Annotated in this window: 29 protein-coding genes; 28 read left to right on the forward strand and 1 reads right to left on the reverse strand. The window is 49.8% G+C overall.

Annotation, left to right across the window (positions count from 1 at the left end; translation table 11 throughout):
- Positions 1-181: 181 nt before the first annotated feature.
- From BMX45_RS00075 to BMX45_RS00140, 15 genes are all read left to right on the forward strand, one after another.
- Entirely contained in the window at positions 182-2,473 is a 2,292-nt protein-coding gene (locus tag BMX45_RS00075; RefSeq protein ID WP_090907850.1) for a glycoside hydrolase family 3 N-terminal domain-containing protein, read from the forward strand.
- 176 nt (positions 2,474-2,649) lie between these two features.
- On the forward strand, positions 2,650-4,455 hold the full coding sequence (locus tag BMX45_RS00080; protein ID WP_254777898.1) for a sensor histidine kinase: 1,806 nt from the start codon (positions 2,650-2,652) through the stop codon (positions 4,453-4,455).
- The gene (locus BMX45_RS00085; protein WP_090907855.1) at positions 4,421-6,112 is read left to right on the forward strand and encodes a response regulator; all 1,692 of its coding nucleotides are present in this window, start codon (positions 4,421-4,423) and stop codon (positions 6,110-6,112) included. The genes BMX45_RS00080 and BMX45_RS00085 overlap by 35 nt, the downstream gene beginning before the upstream one ends.
- A gap of 94 nt (positions 6,113-6,206) precedes the next feature.
- Positions 6,207-7,889: an extracellular solute-binding protein gene (locus BMX45_RS00090; RefSeq protein WP_090907857.1), complete on the forward strand. Its 1,683-nt coding sequence runs from the start codon at positions 6,207-6,209 to the stop codon at positions 7,887-7,889.
- A 113-nt stretch (positions 7,890-8,002) separates the two neighbouring features.
- Complete coding sequence (locus BMX45_RS00095; RefSeq protein ID WP_009589934.1) at positions 8,003-8,902, forward strand: ABC transporter permease; 900 nt, start codon at positions 8,003-8,005, stop codon at positions 8,900-8,902.
- Between the two features lie 17 nt (positions 8,903-8,919).
- Positions 8,920-9,801: a carbohydrate ABC transporter permease gene (locus BMX45_RS00100; RefSeq protein ID WP_090907860.1), complete on the forward strand. Its 882-nt coding sequence runs from the start codon at positions 8,920-8,922 to the stop codon at positions 9,799-9,801.
- Between the two features lie 149 nt (positions 9,802-9,950).
- Positions 9,951-10,427 (forward strand): DinB family protein, encoded by a 477-nt coding sequence (locus tag BMX45_RS00105; RefSeq protein WP_090907862.1) that lies wholly within the window; start codon positions 9,951-9,953, stop codon positions 10,425-10,427.
- A gap of 155 nt (positions 10,428-10,582) precedes the next feature.
- Positions 10,583-10,861, forward strand: coding sequence for a DUF7639 domain-containing protein (locus tag BMX45_RS00110; RefSeq protein ID WP_254777899.1), 279 nt, complete (start codon positions 10,583-10,585; stop codon positions 10,859-10,861).
- Positions 10,862-10,871: 10 nt separating this feature from the next.
- Positions 10,872-11,639: a class I SAM-dependent methyltransferase gene (locus BMX45_RS00115; RefSeq protein ID WP_090907864.1), complete on the forward strand. Its 768-nt coding sequence runs from the start codon at positions 10,872-10,874 to the stop codon at positions 11,637-11,639.
- A gap of 75 nt (positions 11,640-11,714) precedes the next feature.
- Complete coding sequence (locus BMX45_RS00120) at positions 11,715-12,110, forward strand: DUF6508 domain-containing protein (RefSeq protein ID WP_090907866.1); 396 nt, start codon at positions 11,715-11,717, stop codon at positions 12,108-12,110.
- Between the two features lie 95 nt (positions 12,111-12,205).
- Positions 12,206-12,394, forward strand: a complete 189-nt coding sequence (locus tag BMX45_RS00125; protein WP_254777900.1) for a hypothetical protein — start codon at positions 12,206-12,208, stop codon at positions 12,392-12,394.
- Between the two features lie 25 nt (positions 12,395-12,419).
- Complete coding sequence (locus BMX45_RS00130; protein ID WP_090907868.1) at positions 12,420-12,908, forward strand: GNAT family N-acetyltransferase; 489 nt, start codon at positions 12,420-12,422, stop codon at positions 12,906-12,908.
- Positions 12,909-13,033: 125 nt separating this feature from the next.
- Positions 13,034-13,129, forward strand: coding sequence for a competence inhibitor ComI (locus BMX45_RS31630; RefSeq protein WP_227793437.1), 96 nt, complete (start codon positions 13,034-13,036; stop codon positions 13,127-13,129).
- A gap of 186 nt (positions 13,130-13,315) precedes the next feature.
- On the forward strand, positions 13,316-13,738 hold the full coding sequence (locus BMX45_RS00135; protein WP_090908762.1) for a VOC family protein: 423 nt from the start codon (positions 13,316-13,318) through the stop codon (positions 13,736-13,738).
- Between the two features lie 49 nt (positions 13,739-13,787).
- Positions 13,788-14,624: a PIG-L deacetylase family protein gene (locus tag BMX45_RS00140; protein WP_090907870.1), complete on the forward strand. Its 837-nt coding sequence runs from the start codon at positions 13,788-13,790 to the stop codon at positions 14,622-14,624.
- An 80-nt stretch (positions 14,625-14,704) separates the two neighbouring features.
- Here the strand turns inward: BMX45_RS00140 and BMX45_RS00145 are convergent, their stop codons facing one another.
- The gene (locus BMX45_RS00145) at positions 14,705-15,511 is read right to left on the reverse strand and encodes a lipase family protein (RefSeq protein WP_175495012.1); all 807 of its coding nucleotides are present in this window, start codon (positions 15,509-15,511) and stop codon (positions 14,705-14,707) included.
- Between the two features lie 249 nt (positions 15,512-15,760).
- Here BMX45_RS00145 and BMX45_RS00150 point away from each other — a divergent pair, with 249 nt between their 5' ends.
- From BMX45_RS00150 to BMX45_RS00205, 13 genes are all read left to right on the forward strand, one after another.
- Entirely contained in the window at positions 15,761-17,311 is a 1,551-nt protein-coding gene (locus tag BMX45_RS00150) for a tetratricopeptide repeat protein (RefSeq protein WP_090907876.1), read from the forward strand.
- 230 nt (positions 17,312-17,541) lie between these two features.
- Positions 17,542-18,318 carry a glutamate racemase gene (murI, locus tag BMX45_RS00155; protein ID WP_090907878.1) on the forward strand — a complete coding sequence of 259 codons (777 nt, stop codon included), beginning with the start codon at positions 17,542-17,544 and terminating at the stop codon, positions 18,316-18,318.
- 34 nt (positions 18,319-18,352) lie between these two features.
- Complete coding sequence (locus BMX45_RS00160; RefSeq protein WP_090907880.1) at positions 18,353-18,679, forward strand: YobA family protein; 327 nt, start codon at positions 18,353-18,355, stop codon at positions 18,677-18,679.
- Positions 18,680-18,741: 62 nt separating this feature from the next.
- Complete coding sequence (locus BMX45_RS00165) at positions 18,742-19,200, forward strand: DUF4830 domain-containing protein (RefSeq protein WP_090907882.1); 459 nt, start codon at positions 18,742-18,744, stop codon at positions 19,198-19,200.
- A 217-nt stretch (positions 19,201-19,417) separates the two neighbouring features.
- Entirely contained in the window at positions 19,418-19,573 is a 156-nt protein-coding gene (locus BMX45_RS31145; protein WP_015736559.1) for a hypothetical protein, read from the forward strand.
- Positions 19,574-19,597: 24 nt separating this feature from the next.
- The gene (locus BMX45_RS00170; protein ID WP_090907884.1) at positions 19,598-20,170 is read left to right on the forward strand and encodes a hypothetical protein; all 573 of its coding nucleotides are present in this window, start codon (positions 19,598-19,600) and stop codon (positions 20,168-20,170) included.
- Between the two features lie 76 nt (positions 20,171-20,246).
- Positions 20,247-20,729 (forward strand): 8-oxo-dGTP diphosphatase, encoded by a 483-nt coding sequence (locus BMX45_RS00175; RefSeq protein WP_090907886.1) that lies wholly within the window; start codon positions 20,247-20,249, stop codon positions 20,727-20,729.
- Between the two features lie 42 nt (positions 20,730-20,771).
- Positions 20,772-21,323, forward strand: coding sequence for an NUDIX hydrolase (locus tag BMX45_RS00180; protein ID WP_090907888.1), 552 nt, complete (start codon positions 20,772-20,774; stop codon positions 21,321-21,323).
- Positions 21,324-21,610: 287 nt separating this feature from the next.
- Complete coding sequence (locus BMX45_RS31635) at positions 21,611-21,853, forward strand: hypothetical protein (protein ID WP_254777901.1); 243 nt, start codon at positions 21,611-21,613, stop codon at positions 21,851-21,853.
- Between the two features lie 7 nt (positions 21,854-21,860).
- Positions 21,861-22,166 carry a hypothetical protein gene (locus BMX45_RS00190; protein ID WP_254777902.1) on the forward strand — a complete coding sequence of 102 codons (306 nt, stop codon included), beginning with the start codon at positions 21,861-21,863 and terminating at the stop codon, positions 22,164-22,166.
- Positions 22,167-22,218: 52 nt separating this feature from the next.
- Positions 22,219-22,983 carry a Nif3-like dinuclear metal center hexameric protein gene (locus BMX45_RS00195; protein WP_090907892.1) on the forward strand — a complete coding sequence of 255 codons (765 nt, stop codon included), beginning with the start codon at positions 22,219-22,221 and terminating at the stop codon, positions 22,981-22,983.
- A gap of 25 nt (positions 22,984-23,008) precedes the next feature.
- The gene (locus BMX45_RS00200; RefSeq protein ID WP_090907894.1) at positions 23,009-23,785 is read left to right on the forward strand and encodes a class I SAM-dependent methyltransferase; all 777 of its coding nucleotides are present in this window, start codon (positions 23,009-23,011) and stop codon (positions 23,783-23,785) included.
- Positions 23,786-23,841: 56 nt separating this feature from the next.
- Positions 23,842-24,240, forward strand: coding sequence for a DUF1801 domain-containing protein (locus BMX45_RS00205; protein ID WP_090907896.1), 399 nt, complete (start codon positions 23,842-23,844; stop codon positions 24,238-24,240).
- Positions 24,241-24,379: the final 139 nt, after the last annotated feature.

The raw sequence follows: 24,379 nt of genomic DNA on the forward strand, positions 1-24,379 counted from the left end.
GTTCTAGCCGTTGATCTGGTTTGTCCAGGTGCGGTGCAGCCATTCTGCAGGATACGCATAGTGGGAGGTTCTTCGGCCGATCGGATCGTGCCGGAGAGCCTTTTTCTTCCATCGGAAACTTCGGCAGGGCTGCTGTGATCAATAAGAATGAATTTAACAGGAAAAGGAAAGGGTGTGCGCCATGGACTACAAGGACGCTGCATGGCCGGTTTCGCGGCGGGTCGAGGACTTGCTGGAGCGGATGACGGTCGAGGAGAAAATCGGGCAGCTGATCCAGCCGTTCGGCTGGAAAGCTTACATAAGAAGCGACGACGGTACGATCAAGCTAACCGAGGAGTTCAAGTCGCAGCTTGCGGAGGGAGGAATCGGTTCCTTGTACGGTACGCTGCGGGCCGATCCCTGGACCGGGGTGACGCTGGCGAACGGATTGTCCCCGCGGGAAGGGGCGGAAGCGGTGAATGCGATCCAGCGTTATGCGATGGAGCACTCGCGGCTGGGGATTCCGATTCTGTTCGGGGAAGAATGCTCTCACGGGCATATGGCAATCGGGGCGACGGTATTTCCCGTACCGCTTACGATCGGCAGCACCTGGAACACGGATCTGTTCCGCAGCATAAGCCGCGCCATTGCCGCCGAGACAAGAGCTCAGGGGGGAGCGGCCACCTATTCGCCGGTGCTGGACGTGGTACGGGATCCCCGGTGGGGCCGTACCGAAGAAACCTTCAGCGAGGACCCCCATTTGGTGGCCGAATTCGCGGTTGCCGCCGTGCAGGGACTGCAAGGCGAGCGCCTGGATTCGCATACCAGCCTGCTGGCTACGCTGAAGCATTTCGCAGGCTACGGCGCTTCCGAAGGAGGACGCAATGGGGCACCCGTTCATATGGGTCTTCGGGAGCTTCACGAGGTCGATCTGCTGCCGTTCCGCAAGGCCGTTGAAGCGGGTGCCTTGTCCGTCATGACGGCCTATAATGAAATCGACGGAGTCCCTTGCACATCCAGCCGGTACCTGCTGCAAGACGTTCTTCGGGAAGCGTGGGGCTTTGACGGCTTCGTCATTACTGATTGCGGAGCAATCCATATGTTGGCATGCGGCCACAATACGGCCGGATCGGGCGTGGAGGCGGCGGCCCAGTCGCTGAAGGCCGGTGTCGATATGGAGATGTCCGGGACCATGTTCCGGGCACATCTTCAGCAAGCGCTGGAGCAAGGGCTGATCACTGAAGACGATCTGAATAGGGCAGCCGGACGCGTGTTGGAACTGAAGTTTCGCCTGGGACTCTTTGATCGGCCTTATGTGGATCCAGCCTGGGCAGAGCAGGTCATAGGGTGCAAGGAGCATATCGCTCTGGCCTACCAGGCGGCGGCTGAAGGCATCGTGCTCCTGAAAAATGAGGGGAACCTGCTGCCTCTGGATTCGAGCAGCGGAACCATTGCGGTCATTGGCCCCAACGCCCGTGCGCCGTACCATCAGCTTGGCGATTATACCTCCCCCCAGCCGCCGGGGCAGATCGTAACGGTGCTGGACGGCATCCGCCGACGGCTGGGAGACAGCCGCGTGCTGTATGCCCCGGGCTGCCGCATACAAGGCGATTCAAGGGAAGGGTTTCCTCGGGCGCTGGCATGCGCCGAGCAAGCCGACGTCATCGTGATGGTGCTTGGCGGCTCCAGCGCACGGGATTTCGGGGAGGGCACCATCGATCTGAGAACCGGTGCCTCGGTCGTGACCGGGCATGCCGAGAGCGATATGGAATGCGGGGAAGGGATTGACCGCTCGACCCTGACGCTGATGGGCGTGCAGCTGGAGCTGCTGCAGGAGCTCCAGAAGCTCGGCAAGCCGGTGATCGTCGTTTATATCAATGGACGACCGATCACAGAGCCGTGGATCGACGAGCACATCCCTTCCATCGTGGAAGCCTGGTATCCCGGCCAAGAGGGAGGCCGCGCGATTGCGGACATGCTGTTTGGTGATATCAACCCGTCCGGCCGTCTGCCGCTGTCCATTCCGAAGGAGGTTGGCCAGCTGCCGGTCTCTTACAATGCCAGACGGACCCGGGGCAAGCGTTACCTGGAGACGGATCTTGCGCCGCGGTATCCGTTCGGCTTCGGCTTAAGCTATACGGAATTCCGTTACGGCCGTCTGACGGTCGAGCCGGCCGTTGTTCCCATAGGCGGCGAAGCCACGGTCCGGATCGACGTGACCAACGCGGGAGCACGGGACGGCGCGGAAGTCGTTCAGCTGTACGTCTCGGATCTGGCCGCCTCCGTTACCCGTCCCGAGAAGGCCTTGAAAGGGTTCCGAAAGGTGTTCCTGAAGGCCGGGGAAACGCAGGAAGTAACGTTCACCCTCGGCAGCGAGCAGTTGGAATTGATCGGCCTTGACCTGAAGCCGGTGGTGGAGCCCGGCGAGTTCCGCATTCAGGTCGGTTCCGACTCGACGAGAGGAGAGATCGCAAGCTTGATGGTGGAAGGCTAACCGGTCCGTCCCTCCCAAACATAAAGAATCTTAACGATACGGGTTCAACCCGGCGAAAGCGGATATCCCGAAGTTGTCGGACGTCCTTGCTTTAGCCGGGCTAACCGGTCGTGAACAATCGCGTAAACGTTATGGTCCGTTTTTATTCTGTTCATCGGATAGGCGAAAAAGCGATCATGGTAACGAAGTGGAGGCAAGCGATGAAGCTGCTGTGGTTCAAATCGATTTATCCCAAAATCGTGGCCGGCTTTTTGTTGGCCATTATGCCGGTTTACGCCGCTGCCCTGTACATGAACGAGTCCGGGCTTGCGAGCGTGGAGCAGGAAATCACCCAATCCTTGAATGCGAGGACTAATTTTTTCATGCGTACGCTGGAACAGGAGCTGCGATCGACGGTGCTGCTGATGAACGATTTGTCGCAGGACTCCGACCTGCAAAAGCTAAGCACCATCGCACCCGCCATGAGCCGTTCCGAATATTTTCAGGCGATCAACCGCCTCCAGGGCAAAATGCGGCTGCTGCAAAGCTCCAATCAATACGTTCAGGAGGCCAAAACGTATATTCCGTTGATTGAGAAAACGATTGAGCAGGTGTCGTACGAAGGAGCCATGCCGCCGGAGCAGATGAAGGCGCTTGAGGAGCATCCCGATCGGGTCATTTTCGAATGGAAGAACAAACTTCTGCTGGGTATGGTATACCCGGAACGATTGCGAAACGGCAATCCGCCTAATTTTGCGATTGCGGCAGAGCTCTCCGTTCCGAAAATGCAAACGGCGCTTCTGCAGCTGGCCACGGGGGACGGGGGGGCCGTTCTCATCGGCGTGGACAATAGCTGGGTCCTGACTCAGGAGGACGGAGGCGGCATCGGTCCGCGGTTGGCCGAACGCATTGACTTGGAAGCGCTAACAAGTACCGAGTTTTCAAAGCTTCCCTATAACACGAAGGTCAAGGCGGATGGGGCCAACTATTGGGTTAGCGTGGAGCGCTCCGCCTTTTTGAATGCCGACCTGGTGGTGTATGTCCCCGAAGCCGAATTCTTAGGCCCGCTCGGGAAATACCGCATGATCTTTTTCGGGCTGTCGGGCTTCTCCCTGCTGGTGGTTATTCTGTTCTCGAGCTGGATCTACAGCCGAATTCATCAGCCGCTTCAGCGGATGGTGAGGGCATTCCGCAACATCGATTTCGACAGTCCCCGGGTGGAGCTGCGCCATAAGCATCATGACGAGTTCCACTATCTGTACGAGCAGTTTAACCATATGGTGAAGCGCCTGCAGGTACTGATCCACGAAGTGTTTGAGCAAAAAATCCGCTCGCAGCGTTCCGAGCTGAAGCAGCTCCAATCCCAGATCAACCCCCATTTTTTATATAACAGCTTCTTTACGCTTCATCAGATGGGAGAGATGGAGGATTACGAGAATATCGTTCGTTTTACGAGGCATTTGGGGGAATATTTCAGGTTCATCACCCGCAACGCTGCCGACGAAGTTTCGTTGAAGGCGGAAGTGGGGCATGCCAAGGCTTACGTGGACATTCAGTCCATTCGTTTCCATAACCGGATATCGGCTTATTGGGATGACATCCCCGGTGATTGGGAGCAACTGGACGTTCCGCTGCTCATTCTGCAGCCCTTAATCGAAAATGCATACGAGCACGGACTTGAGGAGAAGGAGGCGGACGGGCAAATCCGGGTTGCCATGGCCGCTGAGCGCCATGTCCTGCATATCATCGTGGAGGATAACGGGGAGACGTTGACGGACGAAAGGCTGCGGAACCTGCAATCCATGATAGCGAATTCGGACGTGAAGGGAGAGATCACCGGTTTATCTAACGTGCACCGACGCCTTCGATTGAAATTCGGGCCTGCTGGCGGATTGACCTTTTCGAGAAGCCGGTTGGGCGGTTTGAGGATCGATATGACACTGCCAAAGCAAGAAAGGAGTGAGATGGATGAAGAGCAGGTACAGAATACTGATCGTGGATGACGAGCCTTTTATCGTGAACGGGCTTGCGGAATTGTGCCTTGGCGCGGAATTTCTCGAGCTGGAGGTGTATAAGGCTTATTCCTCTTCGGAAGCCTTGGGCTGGCTTAAACGGGCGAAAATGGACATCGTTTTGTCGGATATCAAAATGCCGGGGTTAAACGGCCTTGCCCTGCAAAAGGAAATATCCAGGCAGTGGCCCCATTGCAAAGTGATTTTTTTGACCGGATACGACGACTTTTCTTATATCCAGGAGGCCACCCGGCAAGGAAGCGTCGATTACGTTCTCAAGGCCGAGGGAAACGATGCCGTGCTGAGCGCGATCGAGAAGACCGTGGAGCTGCTTGACCAGGAGATAGAAGCGGACATTCTGCTTGCCAAAGCGAGGGACAATATGCGCATGGCGCTGCCTTTTTTACAGCAGCAGTACGTTCTGGAGCTGATGCAAAAAGCACCTGGTCCTATCCGGCGGGAGGAACTGGAGCAGCGCTTTGCGGAACTGGAGATGAAGCTGGATCCCGGCAAGCCATGCCTGCTGCTGTTATGCAGGCTGGACGGCTGGCAAAGGCAAGAAAGTCCATCGGCCCAATCGCTGATGCTGTACGCGGTCCAGAATATCATCGGCGAGCTGCTCGGCCCGATGACCGACGGCATGGCCGTGGAGTTCGGCAGGGCCAAGATGATCTGGATTTTGCAGCACAAAGAGGAGGGGGAGGAGCATCCGGAGGAGGTTCGAGGTCCGGCTGCGGAACGGGTCCAGCGTTTTGTCCACGGGATGCTGGAACAAATTCAGGACGTTTGCAAAACACTTCTGAAATTGAAGACGTCGTTTGCCATGGCTGGCGAGTGGGTCGATTGGGAACGGCTGCCGGACAAATTCGAAGGACTGAAGCAGCTGCTGGACAGCGGCCTCGGGATTGGCCACGAATCTTTGTTGACCGAAGCCCGTGAGCGCAACCGCCCGGATCGTACGGGGCATTTTCTGGGGCGCTCTCGCTCGCATCTGAAGCGGATGGAGCTGCTGCGCGGCTGTTTAGACAATGGGGACCGGGAGGAATTCATGGAGCTGTTCCATGAGGTGACCGATACCTCTTCCTTCCCGCCGGAGGTTGAATATTTGCTGAAGATGGAGGTATATTACGGCCTGGTGTCCGTGATGATGCCGTCCCTGGTGGATATGGAAGCTCTCTGCCGGAACGTGGAAGGGGAAGGGGCGGTGGATTATATCACATTGACTCATTTGGAGGAGCATGATTCCTGGACGGAGGCGGCCGAATATTTCGAAAGGCTGGCGGACATCATCTTCAACCGGAAAGAGCAGGGGAAGCAGGATCAGCAGCATGAGGTGATTGCCAAAGTTCAACGGTATATCGAGGATCACTTAAGCGGCGACCTGTCCTTGACGCAAATCGGGGAGGCCGTGGGACACAACCCTTCGTATTTGTCCAGATTGTACAAACAAGTGACCGGTGAGGGCCTGTCCGAGTCGATTAATGCGGCAAGGCTGGCCAAAGCGAAGCAGCTGCTGAAGGAGACGACGGACAAAATCCATGTCATCGCCGCTGCGGTGGGTTTCAGTTCTCCGCCGTATTTTTACCGCTTTTTCAAAAAAACGACCCATTTGACGCCGCAGGAATACAGAGAACTGCACAACATGTAAAGAGAAGATATCAAAGTAAAGAGCTTGGAGTAGATAGCTCTTTTTTTGTTCCCTTATACTCTAAACAAACATCGAATTCAAGGAGGTCGCAAACATGAAGAGAAATAAGATCTTGTCCGTATTGTGGATCAGTATGCTGGCTTTCGTGTTTATTTTAAGCGCTTGCAGCAAAGGGGAAGGAGACGGAGGCAGCGCGGCTGGTTCATCCACCGATAGCGAAGCCTCAGCCATGGAGCCGGGCGATCCGTTCGGCAAGTATGATCCCCCCATTCAGCTGGATGCCGTCCGGTTTGTGGGAGAAGAAGTGAAGTTCCCGTCCGGACAGGATATTAAGAACAACGTGTGGACCGACCTGTATAAGGAAATGGGCATCAATCTCAACTATAAATGGGTGGTGACGGGCCAGGAGCAGTATGAATCCAAAATGAATATCGCGATTGCTTCGAATGACCTCCCGGATATCATGCAGGTGACGCCGGAGCAGCTGCGCCAGCTTGCGGACGCCGGGCAATTGGCGGACTTGACGCCCGCTTTCGAGAATTACGCCAGCGATGACCTGAAGAAGGTCATGGAGATCGAGAAAAACGCGCTCCCTTCCGCGACGTTTGACGGCAAGCTGTTGGCGATCCCGTCCACCCAGCCGGTAATCGGCGGCTCGGCTCCGCTGCTGTGGGTCAGGGAGGATTGGATGGAGAAGCTGAATCTGCCTGAACCGAACACGATGGATGACCTTGTAGCCATTGCGGAGGCGTTTGCCCAGCAGGATCCGGACGGTAACGGCAAGGCGGATACCTACGGACTTGCGCTGACCAAGGATATCGGATTAAACAGCTCTTCGGTAGGTTTCTTTAACGGCTTCGGCGGTTTCCCGCAAATTTGGATCGAGGACGCAGAGGGGCAACTGCAGTTTGGCAGCATTCAGCCGGAGATGAAGGAAGCGCTGGCCAAGCTGCAGGACATGTTCAAGAACAAGCTGATCGACCCGGAGTTCGGCGTAAAGGATACCGTCAAGGTCTTTGAATCCGTGACCACCCACAAAATCGGCATGCTGATCGGACCAAGCTGGTATCCGGCATGGCCTTTCTGGGACATGGTGAAAGAAGATGAGTCGGTGAATTGGAAGTCCTACCCTATCCCGTCTTTGGGGGGCGGTCCGGCGACGGTGCAGATGCCTTTTGCCGTATCCCAATATTACGTGGTCAAAAAGGGGTACGAGCATCCCGAGGTCATCGTCAAGCTGGCTAACCAGTACTACGAGAAGCTGTACAGCGACAATGCGGAATTCGACGAGTACGGCCAAATCATTGAGGACGGCGTATCCATCGGGGTCAACAAATATTCGCTGGTCGAGGTCGTCAATCCGAACAAAGACCTGATCCGGCAGGAGGAGCTGGCTAAAGCGCTGGAATCCGAAAGCGACGCAGACATCACCAGCGCCGAAACGAAGATCATGTTCAAGGAGTTTCAGGAATATCTCGCAGGCAACAATCCGATGGGCTGGTCCGGCTATGCCGCCAATGGGCCTGAAGGCTCCATGAAGCAGCTTCGCGATTTGAACGATGCGGGCAAAGTCATTTCGAACGGTTATGTCGGTGCTCCGACCGAGACCATGGCGGACAAAAAAGCGACGCTCGACCGGCTGGAGCAGGAAACGTTCATCAAAATCATTTTGGGTGAGGCAAGCATCGACGCCTTTGATGAGTTCGTAGCCAACTGGAAGAAGCTTGGCGGCGACAAGATTACGGAAGAAGTTAATGCATGGAAGGCCGCCAGATAAGAAGTTCGGCTAACGGGAACAGGGGGAGGGAGGTTTCTGACACCCGCCCCTGTTCTCTTTTCACCACCTGCTGAAGGCGAATGGGATAAACATTGACAGACAGGAGGATCGCCATGTTAAGCAAAAAGTTTCGGCGGCAGTGGCCGCTTCATCTGATGATCTTGCCCGGCATCGTCATCGTGCTGATCTACAGCTATTGGCCGATGATCGGCATCGCCATGGCCTTTCAGAAATTCGTTCCGTTCAAAGGCCTTTTCGGCTCGGATTGGATCGGGCTGGACAATTTCCGTTATGTGTTCGATCTGCCGGAAACCGGCCAAATCATTTGGAATACGGTGTTTATCGCCTTCATGAAAATCATCGGAGGATTGGTCGTGCCGATCCTGGTTTCGCTGCTGCTGAATGAGCTGAGGAACGAGCTGATCAAACGCGGCGTGCAGACGCTCGTCTATTTGCCGCATTTTTTATCGTGGGTCATTCTTGGCGGAATCTTTATCGACATTTTGTCGCCGACGAACGGGATCGCGAACCAAATTTTGGGCTGGTTCGGCATCGAGCCGATTTTTTTCCTGGGCAGCAACCAATGGTTTCCTTATACCCTCGTCATAACGGACATCTGGAAGGAATTCGGCTTTAGCACCATCGTCTATTTGGCTGCGTTAACCTCCATCAATCCTTCCTTGTATGAGGCGGCTACGGTCGACGGCGCAAACCGCTGGAAACAGACCTGGCATATCACGCTTCCCGGCATGATGCCGATCATCATTTTGCTGGCGACCCTCTCGCTTGGGAACGTGCTGAATGCCGGTTTTGACCAGGTGTTCAACTTGTACAGCCCGCAGGTGTATGAGAGCGGGGACATTCTGGATACGTTTATTTACCGGATCGGCATGCAGGGTGCCCAGTATGGGGTAGCCACGGCGATCGGCTTGTTCAAATCATTGATCTCGTTCGTCTTTATCGTGACGTCCTACGCCCTGGCATCCAAGTTCGCCAATTACAGAATATTTTAGGAAGGAAGGTGTCCCGTATGCATAAACCGTCACTCAGCCGCAAATTGTTTCTTGGCTTCAACTACGCTTTTCTGATCGGTCTGGGGCTGCTCTGCTTTCTTCCCATCGTTCATATTCTGGCGGTTTCTCTCAGCTCCAAAGGCGCGGCAACGGCGGGGATCGTGAAGCTGTGGCCCGTCGATTTTACGCTCAGCTCCTATCAGTACGTATTGAACAAGCCGCAATTTATGGTAGCGATGTGGGTCACCGTGCAGCGCGTCGTACTCGGGACCGGGATCAGCATGCTGCTGACCCTGCTCATTGCCTATCCGCTGTCGAAGGAACCGCGGGATTTTAAATTCCGCACGCAGTATGCCTGGTTCTTTGTATTCACGACCCTGTTCTCCGGAGGACTGATACCGAGGTATATGACAATCAGGGATACGGGGCTGATTGATACGATTTGGGCATTGGTTATCCCGGGTGCGGTAGCGGTGTTCAACGTGATTTTGCTGCTCAATTTTTTTCGCGGCCTGCCCAAGGAGCTGGAGGAATCCTGCTTCATTGACGGCGGGAGCTACATCACCAGCCTGTGGAAAATATACGCGCCGCTGTCGCTGCCGGCCATGGCTACCGTTACGCTGTTTACGATCGTCGGCCAATGGAACGAATGGTTTGACGGACTGTTATTGATGAATTCTCCGGAAAAATACCCGTTGTCGAGTTATCTTCAGACCGTTATCGTACAGACCAACCTGACGTCGATCAATGCAGACGATGCGGCGGCACTCTCCGAAGTGTCCAACCGAACGTTTAAAGCCGCGCAAATATTCATCGGCTCGCTGCCCATTCTGCTGCTGTATCCCTTCCTCCAGCGTTTTTTCGTCAAAGGCATCGTGCTTGGCAGCGTCAAAGAGTAATCCCGAATATGCGTTGTGTTTCGTTTGATCTCCGTGCTTTTTCGTTATATATGGTATAATTTTCTAGCGGGCTGCTAGGGGCTAGGTGCTATGGCTAGCAACCTAAATTCAGGCTTACCGATAAAGCGATCAAGAGAGGAGAGAGCACCATGAACGAAGCGTATCTTCCATTGTACGATTATCACATTTGGGCGAACGAAAGATTATTGGACCATTTGCAATCCTTGCCGGAAGGCGTGTTTCTCCAGGAAGTGAATCTGGGCTTTACATCCATCGCCGAAGTCTTCGGTCACCTTGCAGCTGCGGAGGAAGTTTGGTTTGCCCGGATCAAGGAGGAAAGTCCTCCGTCGCTTGCCGCCAGGCCGTTCGCGAATATGGCAGCAGCTCGTCAATACCTGAGCCAGCTCCAAACCGGGCACCATGAATATTTAGCGTCGGTTGGCGATATGGGGAAGGTTGTGACTTATCACAACACTGCGGGTGAGGCATTTCAGAATTCGATTTCGGAGATTCTCCAGCAGGTCGTAAATCATGGAACGTACCATAGAGGCAACATCACGACCATGCTTCGGCATTTGGGACACAAAGGAATCATAACGGATTATATTGCTTTTTTAAGAGTGTAGCTTAAACGCACCACACATAGGGGACTTCCTGCCGTCATGATCTCATGAGCCGGGGAGTTCTTTTGCTATTATTACCAAACAGAAATGAGGATGTAAAATAGAATAAGAATGCCAGGTTTACAAGAAGGATGATGGGGAGTCGTTTTTGGTAGAGAATGTTTATAAATATCGTTGGTATAGAGCTTCCTGCGGCTCTCTTATATGATCAAGGAAGCGTTGATTTATATCTAGAAAATCCAACCGGGTTTTACAGGGAACATTTAAGAGAGAAATATCAACTGGTGCCCGAGCATGAGCCGATGTACTTGGGCGATATGGATTCTAAAGATTGGGACTGTCCAAGAATCCTCTATCGGCCGAATGAGAAGCGGGAAGTGGAGGGCGTTATCATATCAGCTGGGTTGATGGGAAAAAAACATTTTTTAAAAAAGTGAGGTCATTTCAATGTATAGTTCGTACGGAGCGCTGTGTACGGAAGTGTATGATCTGAGCAAACCGTTAGGTTTCTCGTTTGGCGACGTGGAATATTATACAGAGCGCCTAAAAGACGTTAAAGGCAAGGTGCTGGAAGTTGGATGCGGATCGGGCCGGGTATTAATCCCGTTGCTCCAAGCGGGCATCAACATCGAAGGCGTGGATAATTCGGCTGCGATGCTGGATTCCTGCAGAAGAAGATTAGCGGAATTGAGCCTTGAGGCGAAGCTGTTTGAAGACGAGATGCATCACTTTTCGATGGCGGATGCCTATGACGCCATTATCATTCCAGCAGGATCTTTTCAGTTAGTGGAGGGGCGCGAGCGGGCTGAATCGGCTCTGGAACACTATGCTTCCAATTTGACCCCTGGGGGCAGATTGATCGTGGATCTGTATATTCCTACGGATTTCGACGCGAATCACACTTCGACTAGAAGCTGGGAAACTTCCGATGACGAAGTCATCGTTTTGGAGGAAAGACGTACGGAATGCAATCTGCTTGACCAGCGCATCGTATCGATCCTGAAATATGAAAAATGGAAGCAAGGCCATCTGGTTCAGACCGAGCTGCAGCGGTTTCCTCTAAGCTGGTATGGGATGCATGAGTTTGAACTCATGTTAGAGAAGCAGGGATACGAAGAGATTACGAAGTCGGCTGACTATCGCTGGATGAATCAACCTGTTAAGTCGGGTCAGATGATTACATACGAGGCCAGGAAGTCTTCAAGGGGGCTTTAACAGGCATCAGGGCGTTTATATGAAGTGCCATGGGTACCTTGCGCGATGACGAATCCAAATCAATGAGGTGACGGTATGCCTTATGACTCAGACTTAACAGCTTCAGATGTGGAGCGGTTGCTCCCATACCTCGAATATTTCCAAAATCCCGGGTCCGTTTTTTACCATGACGTTAATGGATATCGATGTGAAAGCAAAGAAATTGGAAGTTTTCGTAAAGCGTTGGATGATGCTGGCTTCCTCATGGTATTTAACTGGAGCGAATGGTTGGCTGTGAACGAGGTTTATCGAGATTTAGATAACCCTGTGGGGAGCAGCATTCGCAGCGCCGATCTGGTAACCCTTAGAAAATTGATGACCAGTTATGTTCGCGGTGACCGATTCAATGAAGGGTTATTCCTCAGCGTATGCATGAAAGGACATGTAACTGAAATTTTATTGCGACTGAGAGCGTTGAAGAGCTCGCTGTGATGACGTTTTGACATTAAAATTTCAATAAAAAAAGGTGAAAGTAATCGCTCATAAACTTGTCATCTTTAGGCAAGTTAGAGTTCGGGGAGACGGCAATGACTACCAAAGCGATTTTTCTCGATTTTTATGGGACTGTAGTTCATGAAGATGATGAGATCATCCCGTTAATATGCCAAAAAATTAAAGAAAGTTCTTCTGAGAATTGTTCGATTCAGGAGATAGGACAATACTGGTGGGCATCATTCTCCAAGAAGGGATCATATAGATATTTCAAAGGTGGATAATGATTAATGCTATAGGGAGAACATTATGCATATAAACCTGGTGCCCGTTGACCTAGGAAAAAAAGATATCCTGTTTAATTTGTATCAATTGTATTATTACGATTTTAGTGAGTATACGAATCAAGATTTAAATAAAGATGGAAAGTATGATTTGGATATTAATCTGTTTTGGGAGGGAGATCGAAGGTGGCATCCCTTTTTTATAGAAGTCTCGGGAATATTAGTTGGTTTTACAGTCATCCTACTTGAAAATATGGATACGGCCCCCCATCCGACACATGTTATTTATGATTTTATGATTATTAAGAAATTCAGAAGAAAAGGAATTGGGCATCAAGCAGCAATCAAAGCACTTAATATGTATAAAGCAAATTGGAAGATTGCCCAGATGCAAGTTAACACGCCTGCAATATCGTTTTGGAGAAAGGTAGTAAAACAATATACAAAAGACAATTATACTGAAGTACTAAGAGAAGATTCAAAGAAATATGTTCAAACATTTAGTACGAAATAAAGCATGGCGGTTTATCTTGGAAAAGTGATAATAGGAACGCTTGTACGTAGATGTGATAAGAGGTAAAATATAACTACAATAGAATCTTGGGTGGGCATGGTTTCCCTTCGAAAGGAGGTGAAGCCATGGAGGTAAAGGATGCATTAACGATTATGTTTCTATTTGGATCGTTCATTCTTGCTCTTTTAACATACATTAACAATAACAACAAGAAAAAGTAAAAACCCACCCAAAGGTTACGCGCCGAAGGTGGGTTTTTCATTCCTAATGACTTAGAAGGGAATAGACCATCCAAGCCAATTGTACTGACCAAGTGTTGCTGCACTTGGTCTTAATTACATTTATATTACCATAAAATAAATTATGTATCAAAGCTCTAGAAAAATCTGATGAAACATAGTAAGGACATGATACAATCCATTGTTCATATCGCGTTAGTCGTGAAGGACTATGACGAGGCCATTGCATTATATACCGAGAAGCTGAATTTTACTTTGATCGAAGATACATATCAGCCCGAACAAGACAAACGCTGGGTGGTTGTTGCTCCTCCCGGGTCGGTTGGCACGACGATATTGCTTGCCAAAGCATCCAAGCCGGAACAAGAGCCGTTTATAGGCAACCAGTCGGGCGGCCGAGTGTTTCTATTCCTGAATACCGATGACTTCTGGAGAGATTATCGCGAAATGGTGTCGCGGGGAATCGAGTTTGTAAGAGAGCCGAAAGAGCAGGATTACGGTATGGTAGCAGTATTCAAGGATGTATACGGGAACCTGTGGGATTTGTTGGAGCTGAAAGAAGATCATCCATTGATGAAACGTTTGAAGTAATCGATACATCGATCCGTTTATTGAAGAAACGATAAGGAGGAGGCAACAGATGTCCACTATTCTCAATGTGATTGTCATTGCAGCGCATCCCGATGAACCTGAAATCTATGCAGGAGCGATCTCCGCAGCCTACGCAGAGATGGGCCATCGGGTGAAGTTCGTTACGTTAACCGATGGATGCTGCGGTCATCATGAAATGAGCGGGCAGGACCTGGTCGACCGTCGTATACGGGAAGCCCATGAGGCTGCCCGGCATCTTGGGGTTCTGGAATATGTCGTTCTGCCCATACCCGATGGCGAGTTGATGCCGACACCGGACGTACGCAAGGAAGTGATCCGTCAAATCCGCGGCTGGGAGGCGGACATCGTCATCACGTTCCATCCGGACGGTCCCGGTCATGTGGATAACCGAAATGCCGGGAAGGTCGTGCGGGATGCCGCAGATTTTGTGGCGAATGTACCTAATGCCGTGCCCGAAGTACCGTCATTAAAAAAATCCCCGATCTATCTGCTGATGCCGGATTATGCGGCACGGGCGTCATATCAACCTTATCTGGTCATCGATGCCGGAGGCGTCATCGAGAAGAAATTGCTCGCCTGCGATGCCCATGCTTCCCAGTTTTACGAGTTTGCCCCTTGGCAGGGTGGTTTCTTGCATGCCGTACCGGATACGTGGGAAGAGAAGCGGGATTTTATTCTGAAGTTTTGGAATCGGTTTCTGCGCGTGTCGGACGAAATGCTGCCTACGCTTGCCAAGCTGTATGGTCAAGAGTATGCAGCCGGCGTACAATATGCCGAGCCTTTCGAAATTGCGGATTATGGCCGAAGACCGAATGACGCTGAAATGAAGGTATTGTTCCCGATGCTAACGGGTACTCGCGTGTAATCGATTCTCAGTTAAGCCATAAAAGAGCTGATTTCCTCTTCAGGGAAATCCGCTTTCTTTATATGACCCTCCAACTGAGCTTACACCTTCTCTATTGGTAATTCTGTGACGGGACAGAACCCGGGATTCGTCGAATTTAAAAGCTCGGCAAATGGCGGCTGGAGCTTGGCAAGCTCCGCATAGTAACTGCTGATTACATGATTGCCGCTAACCGACCCATTTTGGAAGGTCAACGGCCAGTGAGTATGGACGTGACTGTAATAGTATTTCTTTTCCCGTTTCGGCAGTTTGTAGATACTGGGCGGTGCATGAGTGACGACATCGAACAGATTGGCTATACGAAAGCTGCTTCGAACATATTTGGCAAAGGCCTTCGCAAAATCGGGATCGCCTACGCGCGGTGATCCGTAAGTGAATACATTGGGGGATTGGTGATCCGTGTTCGCGGCAACATCCACGGCGCACAAGGTGGCAAGTGCCCCTCCGAGACTGTGGCCTGTAATGAACAAGGTCTTGTCGACAGGCAATCTTGCAAGCGCCGACATGATCTGCCCGCGGGCGGAAGCGTAGATGCTGGTGAAGCCGCGGTGCGTGAGAGCGGGATCTTTGATGTATTTGAAGTTCTTTTGGGAGGCGATGGCATCCGTGATCCAATCCGTGGAGGACATGGTACCCCGAAAGGCGATTATAATCTCCTCCGGCGATTCAAGGATAAACCCGAAGCGTTCCGACACGCGAATTAAGGAATTCGCTTCAATGGTGTCGAACAGCGAAAAGTTCAGCGGAAGGACAAATGAGCCGTCCGCGTTGGTGAATTGTGTATAGGTTTGTCCGCAGATCGCCGCCAGGAATATGGCCCATTGTTCTTGCTCCATGCTCGCACCCATGTACATCCCGCCCTTCTGTTCTCCTATACTATATTAGGGAGAGGAAGGAAAGGTGCCTATTGCCCGTTGGGTTGTTAACGGTTATCAAGCGAAGAGTCCGCGGGATTTCCTCACTTCGAAGGTTTGGGAAGAACCAAGTTCTATGGTACCATTCTATAGACATGGATTGGTCTTTGGTCTAACCGTGTAAAAGCATTCGAGGTTTCAGATTGAACTTATACGATACATAGAGAGCAGGGTTAAATAGAAATGACGGATAATAATCAACAACGCTTCCGTTTCAGTGAAGCACCCATCTGGGAACTACAGCGGACATATTATGAAGAACTGGGGATGAAGGCGTGGAATAATGATCAGGTCCCGCAGTATATTACGAGCAACCCCATGATAGCTACGGCTTACGCCGAAATGATATTCGGATTCCTTCGAGATCGCGCGGATCGGGGCGATATCATCGAACCCGTGACGATTCTGGAATTGGGCGCCGGAGCCGGACGCCTCGGTTACCATGTGCTGCACAAGCTGTGCGAGCTGAGAGATGATACGGGGATAGCGCTGCCTCCTTTCCGCTATGTCATGACGGATTTGCCGATGAAAAATGTGACGGCATGGCAGCAGCATCCTGCCATGCAATCGTATATTGAGCAAGGACTGCTGGACTTCGGGAGGTTCGATGCCGTGCATGATACGGAATTGAACTTGGTCGTATCGAAGACCACGATACGTCCCGGAGATTTGAAGCAGCCGCTGCTGATCGTCGCCAATTATTTTTTTGACGGCATTCCGCAAGAATTGATCTACGTCGGGGAAGGCCAGATTTATGAGAGCGATGTGGTCATCGAATTTCCGGAGCAGCACCATAAGCTCAAGCCCGCTGAAGCGCTGGAAGGAATGAAGCTGGCTTACGAGCACCGCCGGGCACCAAGATACGAAGAAGATACTTACCCTTATCGCGATGTAATTGCTCATTACCAGCAAGAGCTGGAGGATTCGCATATCCTGTTTCCGGAGGTGGGCTTGACCTGTTTGGAACGCCTGTATCGGTTATCCACGTCAGGTTTCATGCTCCTCACGGCGGATAAAGGAGATCATCGCATCGATAATTGGAAATTCGCCGAGCCGCCGCAATTAATTTACCATGGCAGCTTTTCGCTGACGGCTAATTATCACGCGCTGCAGCATGTGTTCGAACAGCGAGGCGCACTGGCCATGTTCCCTATGCAGCATTATAAGAATATTAACGTCGGCTGCATTCTCATGCTGGAAGCACCGGCTAGTTATGCCAATACCCGGCTCGCTTACCGTCAATTCATCGAACGCTTCGGACCGGATGAATTCTTCAGCATGAAGGAATGGGTCGACCGGAATATTGAAAGCATGGGCTTGCAGCAAATTTTGTCCTTCTGGCGATTGGGCGGGTATGACGCCGAGTTCTTCATTCAGAGCGCGAAGCGCATCTCGAATCTGCTGCCGGAGGCCAATGACGAAGAAATGCTGGATATCCGTGCAGGCATCTTCAAGATGTGGTCATCGTATTATGTGATGGAACAGCGTTATGATCTGGCTCTGGACGCGGGACTGGTGCTGTTTGAGATGGATATGTACGAGGAGGCCAAGTTCTTCCTGAAGGAATCCGTGGACACGGATGAAGACGAGCCGGTGCCAACGGTATTATACTGTTTGGCGATCTGTTGTTACGAGCTTGGCCTGGACGAGGAGGCTCTGGAATATACGCGCGAGGCGCTCGTTCTGGAGCCCGATCATGAAGAGGCTTTGGCTTTGCTGAAATGCTTTGAATAAATGGATTGCGTTTTTTTCATGATCACGAAGGAAGTTAATCATTCTTTCCAATGCAAAAGAACAACACGTCAGACCCGGCCTCCCGAGATTCTTACTTGGCCGGGTCTGTTTATTTTGAAACGCTTAATGCTCAGATGGCTCTGCGCGTTTCCGGGAAGTGGAGTATAATGTATAAGGACATCGATTGCAGTGATACGGACAGACCAACATATAACGACAGGTGAATAACAATGAGAATAGCTTTTTTTGATTCAGGTTTAGGCGGTTTAACCGTGTTAACGGCGGCTATGAAAAAGCTGCCCCATGAAGACTTTTTATTTTTGGCGGACACGCTCCATGTGCCATATGGCACCAAAGCCAAGGAAGACGTGAAAGCTTACATACATCACGCGATGGAAACCATCATGCAGAAAGAGGTCAAAGCCATTGTCGTTGCGTGCAACACGGCTACAAGCATGGCGATCTCCGATTTAAGGAAGGCCTATCCGATCCCGGTTATCGGGATGGAGCCTGCCGTAAAACCGGCTGTTGAAATTAACCGTGCCAGCGGAAAGCGGATCCTGGTGCTTGCCACGCCGCTGACCCTGAAGGAGTCGAAGTATAAGGACCTGGTCCGGCGAGTCGATAGCATGCATATCGTGGATTCCCTGCCTTTACCGGAGCTGGTCGAGCACTGTGAGGCTTTGAATTTCGACCCCGAGATCATAAACGCTTACTTCACGAAGAAGTTTGAAGCCTTTGATCTGAATGAGTATGGAACGATCGTTTTGGGCTGTACGCACTATCCTTTTTACAAAAGGATTTTGTCGGATCTGCTGCCGGATCATATCCGAATTATCGATGGCAGCGAAGGTACCGTAAACAGACTCATCCAAGTATTAAGCGACCAGGATCTGCTCAGCTCCAGCGGGAGTCAGGATATTAAGCTGCTAAATTCAAGCCAATCCGCGGAGTATACTAAAAAGATGGAGAAAGCGCTCAGCATATACAGGGAGATTGAGGGATAGGGAAAATAGAGCATCGCCAAAGGAGGAGGGGATCATGAATCGCTATCTTTCCATTTTGATCATTATTTTTCTATCCGTTGTAAGTACCGCTTGTGGCAATTCCTCGTCAGATTTGGTTCGGGGTGAAGGTTACATCTTAGAAAAAAATGATCATCAGATCCTAGTGCTGGATCGAAAATTTGAAGGTGAATCCTGGGATGATATTTTCCTCGAATACGAGGGACCGGCGATCTGGATAACGACCAAAGCTGCTTCGAAGTATGAACAAGGACAGAAAATACAATATTGGCTCAAGCCCGGGATAAACGATTCCTATCCTTCTCAGGCCAATGCTCAGAAAATAAAAATCGTCGAGGAGTAACGATTCGCATTTCATCCTACAACGGTTAAGTTTGGATAAAAACAGGGGAAAGGACCGGAAAAATGAAATTAAAGTTACTAATCATCTGTGTGCTAGTGATTCTGGTTGGTTGTAATCGACAAGACGATGAGATTATCATGGAAACGCCTAAAGAACAACACGTTAAATTCCTCGAGGATTACGGATGGAACATTGACAGATTCGCATCCGAAACAAAGTATGCTCCTTCGACATTACCATCCTATCAAAAGCATGTGAAGGATTTGAAAGATTTGGGACATGTGGACTTAGCGTCATTTCTGGATAGCGAGGTTATAGAGACGGGCTATATTTTGCAAGAGAAAACAACGACGTATAATCAGATTGTAGGATATATACTGGAGTCAGATCATGAGATCATAGGCGGGTATCTGGTATTCAATCATGAACTTGAACAAAAGGACGGTACATTTACAATTGATCAAAGTGAGATGAATCCCATGCTTCATCGTAAGGATCTAGGAAGCAACATTCTGCCATAATCGGTTCGTCCGAAGACGAGACTTCGGATCGATTCGCGGATGAGTTTTATAAGAAAAGTCGAGCGAAGGTGTATTTAACCTGGAAGCATGAAGCGTCGGCTGATTGGCCGAAGACCTTGTTGCTCAGCAGCTTCGAAGACTGGGTGAATACATCGATGTTACCCGATAACAGGGATTATTAGTTCAATTATAGAATAAGAAAGGATGCACGCTATCCATGATCGGTTTCATTGTGATTATCTTGATTGTCGGCTTGGCCGGGATTATCAGCAATCAATATGCTGCCCTGAGAAGAATGGAGCGCATGCAGCGTTCTCTGGATGAGCTTAATATGAGAATACATGAAATGAAGAATGATGAATCCAAGCGATAACCTATCAATCGGCAGGTGTATGATATGAACCCTTACAATCAATCAAAAAAAGAAATCAGAACAACGTTTGAGATCGACTTGCTGCACTTTGCCCAAGCGAAAGAACCTACAAAACCGCCTCGCCCCTGGACGGCTGAGGTTATCATTCCGGCTTCCGGATGCATCGCTTGCGGTTGGGATGCCGATGAGAATCTGGTTCTGATCAGCAGCTCCGGTTACAGTTTGACGCAGGCCATTACCGGAACCGTCATTCACAGAGACCGGGACTCCGACCTAACGGAAGACCATATGAGCGGAGACTACTTAAGTTTTCGCATTCCGCTTAGCGGACAGGACATTCCGATTTTTGGATTTGAGTCGGGGGATGGGATTCACGTGACAAACGATGGCTGGATGCTGGAAGTCATATACCCTTGGTGGCCAAGGGCTTCCGTTATATTGGACCAGGTGTTCGTCCCTAATTATGAGTATCTGAAGCAAGCCACGGTGATTGATTTGAACCGGCTGGACGGAAAAATAAAATGTGGTTTTTCACCATCGGGCAAACACTTCGTTATTTTGGGGTCTGGCGGTGCGCTTTTGTATTCGAGGGAATAATCGAGATCCATCACCTGACTTTCTTGTTTCCAATTTACATAGTGAGGGACTGCTGTTCCGCTCAAGGAGAAATAAAATGACAAAGCCGCAAATAACCTATGGCATGTATACAATGTGTATGATTCGGAATGACGATAAAGTTTTGCTTATTAATCGTCCGGACCAGCTCGGTTTTCCCGGTTACCTTGGGCCTGGAGGAAAAGTGGAGTTCCCGGAGAGCCTATCGGAAGGTGCAATTCGTGAGGTTTATGAAGAAACCGGGTTGATTGTTAACAACCTGGAGTATAAAGGCATAGATGAGTATGTGGTTCCCCAGACGAATTATCGTTACATGGTATTTAACTATTTGACAGATTCTTACGAAGGTGAACTCTTAGCGAATCCGCCAGAAGGGGAGCTCGTTTGGGTACCGATTCAAGAAGCGATGGATTTACCTATGCAGCCCTGGTTCAAACGAAGATTTCCACTTTACTTTGAAGAGGGGACCTTTGAAATCTCTATTGTCTGGGATGAAGATGGACAGAAGCCGATCGAAGAGAAAATCAGAAATTTACGATGATATGATGGATTGCGGTATAACCAGTATGGGAGAAAACAATCGATGATGAAATACAATATTTGTTTCGTTCGACGTGGTGATGAGATTTTATTATTAAACCGTGATAGAGCGCCATGGATGGGATGTTGGAATGGAGTGGGGGGCAAGCTTGAAAGCAACGAGACGCCCAGAGACTCCATGATACGTGAGCTGTATGAGGAGACGAACATTCGGGATAAGGATTGCCGATTAACCTTCAAAGGCCTTGTCACTTGGACATCGGAAGGCAGGAATCTGGGAGGAATGTACCTCTATCTTGCCGAAGTACCTGAGGACTACATTTATGAGACCCCGATGAAGACGGACGAGGGCATTTTGGATTGGAAATCCACGCAATGGATTCTGACTGCGGGAAATGCCGGAATCGCAGCCAATATCCCTAAGTCGCTCGAGCTGATATTGAATGATCCGAATTGCTACGAACATCATTGTACGTATAAGGATGGTAAACTACTGCAGCACACATCGGTTGAGATAAGTTCTATGGTTGAAACGAACGAGGAAATAAGAGCCGAATTATTTAAGAAATATTTAGAAGAACAGGTTAGGTATTAACCTGGCATAAAATCTATCACACCACATGACCCGACTCGGATTGGAATGATCTTAGGCGGGTTTTGTTGTTATATGCGGGAGGAATCATGCGAATTAACAATATGTTTTTACTCGTTTTACTGCTTCTGGTTGCATGCTCTCCGGCCGAAGGATCCGTCTCGGCTAAAGCTTCAACACCCACAAACGAACAAGCGGACGCTGTAGACCTTCAGGCTAAGATATTAAAAGTATCAACAGATTTGCCATATGATTCGAATTGGTGGGTTGTATCTAGGGATACCCATACGATGACCATCCATGTTGAGGGAGAAAATATAGAGTCGGTTCTGTTCTGGGTAGCGCCTACGGGGACCGAAACTTGGAAGGAAAGGGAGCTTATCGGTTATGACATCGACGGTTCGGATGGGTGGTCGTTGTCCTGGGAGTTTGGCAATCGGAAATTCCACGATCATATCACTGTTCAAGCTTTAGGCATGGACGGCCGTACGCAGGCTAACGAGAGCATTAATGTACATACACTCGAAGAATGAAAAAATTTTGAAGGTACTGAATGATTTGAAAAAATTGATCGTTCCAACCATTATGGTTTTCTCGATTTTTTTGATTTTGTCTTATAAGTGGTATACACATCCCAGACAAATTGTTCAGAACATAGAAGCAGTAGAGTTTCATTTAGGAAAGAACGCGGACCAGGCGATCATGCCGGTTCGTATCGAAATCGATGGTTATCTGACACGGTCCATCACTGGAGAGAAGCATTTTGACGGCTCAATCCAATTATTTAGCGATGACAAACGACTTACAGACGAGAAAAGTTATACCCAAATCGTATTTAATCTATAACATTAGATTGAGGTTTACCAGATAGATCCAGCTTACCAGGGGAGGAGTAAAGATGGATACGTTACAATTCAAATCCTATATCCATGAGCTTTTCGGCTCGTTATTGAATGATTTTGAGGAGGACGATGAGTATGGCTACCATCTTTTTTCATCGAATCACTATCAACGGATAGGTTACGCCACCAATCTGACTCCAGAGGTTGTACAACAAGCAGCTGTCGAAAAGGTCGATCTGATTATCACGCATCATGATGCATGGAGCTTCTTGTACGGGATGAAGGAGCGCTGTTTAGAATTGCTGCAGGAGCATGACATCGCTCATTTCTATATCCATCTTCCCTTGGATTATGCCGAGTTCGGAACCTGCAATTCGTTGCTGCGTGTGTTGGGGGTGGAACATATTATCCAATCGTCCCGGCATATGGATGGGAATAGTTCGACAGGCATTGGAGAACTGGAGTCTCCGGTCTCGATGGAAGAGCTTGTAGACACCATGTCCTCCGCTTTAGGTGAACACGTATTTTATCAGCAAAATAGCAACAAACCCATTCAAAGGATCGGCATGATAACCGGAGCAGGTAACGGCACGAATCAGTTGAAAGAGGCCTTGGACCATGGCTGCGATGTTTACATTACCGGGGAAAAAACACTCTATACGGTTCAATATGCCCGGTTCGTCGGATTGAATCTCATCGTGGGCAGTCATACGTTTACCGAAATTTTCGGCGTTCGATCGCTCGCCCAGAAGCTGCAGGAGAGGTTTCCAGATGTGGAAGTTATCCAGTTGTACGAGGAGCATATGGAAGTAGTGAACTAAGAACAGGTCATCGGAGGGATAACGGTTGAAGGATTCCAGCTTTGATTTTTACGAAGATCTTGCGGATACATATCATTTGATTTTTGAGGATTGGCATGAAGCGGTAAGATGGCAGGGTGAATTCTTCAATCGGTTTATTCGTTCGTTACATGACGAGAACCCTGAGGCTCGGTTCCATCTCCTGGACGCATCATGCGGAATAGGGACGCAGGCTTTGGGATTGGCACGGCATGATTTTGTCGTAACGGCTACGGATTTGAGTCCCAAGTCGGTGGAGCGGGCCAGAAAGGAAGCCGAGAAGCTGGGGATACTCGTTGATTTTGGAATCGCCGATCTTCGGTCTCTAGAGCAAGATATCGCTGGGCAATTCGATGTCGTATTGTCTGCTGACAATGCGATCCCCCATTTATTGTCAGATGGGGAGCTTAGACAGGCATGCCGCAACCTGTATGCCAAACTTCGTAACGAGGGTCTGCTTGTCGTGTCCATTCGGGACTATGACGCTATTATTCAGAACCGCCAGCGTGCAACGGTTCCACGAATCTTGGACGAAGGAAAACGTATGGTTTTTCAAGTTTGGGACTGGGCGGAAGGTGGATATCACTATGTGACGAACCAATTTATTATGCAAGAAATCGATGGATGGCATACCCAAGTCAACAGCACATCCTATAGAGCATTAATGCGATCAGAATTAAGCAGTTTGCTGGCGGAAGCGGGATTCATCGATATCCAGTGGCACATGCCTTCAGATTCGGGCTTTTATCAGCCGATCGTTACTGCAAGGAAGCCAGGAGCATAGACATAGACCAAAATAAGGCAGGATGGGTTAATCCAGTATAAAAGGAGGCGTTAAGGATGGCACAATGGCGGGGTCAAGAACAAGTCGAGGAGTATCTTCATCAACTTGAGCATCCCTTGAAAAAAGAAATCGAGGAGGTCCGAAATTTCATCCTGAGTGTTGATGATCGAATCACGGAGCATATCAAATGGAATGCACCCAGCTTTTGCGTTCAGGGTGAAGACCGGATCACTTTGAATTTGCAGGGGAAGGGTTTTATTCGTTTGATTTTTCATTGTGGAGCCAAGGTAAAGGACCATGATATAAAGGGAACGCTGACTGAGGATACGGCGGGTTTATTGGAATGGGCATCGCGCGATCGGGCCATCGTGAAAATCGTTGATACAGACGATTTGGAGCAAAAGAAGGAACAGTTAAAGGCCGTTATTGCTAGATGGATTGAAGTGATGAGTTGATGACTAGTAGAGTGTCGAAGTTTACTCTGGAAATTGTGTTCGAATCTAAAGAGATTGAGGCCGATTATAACAGAGGGTTGTCAAAGTAACATGGAATTACGTGCGTGGATACTGGATTAGAACATACAGTCGAAAGGCT

Origin of the sequence: Paenibacillus sp. cl141a (genome assembly GCF_900109305.1) — a bacterium.
GTDB lineage: Bacteria > Bacillota > Bacilli > Paenibacillales > Paenibacillaceae > Paenibacillus_AQ > Paenibacillus_AQ lautus_A.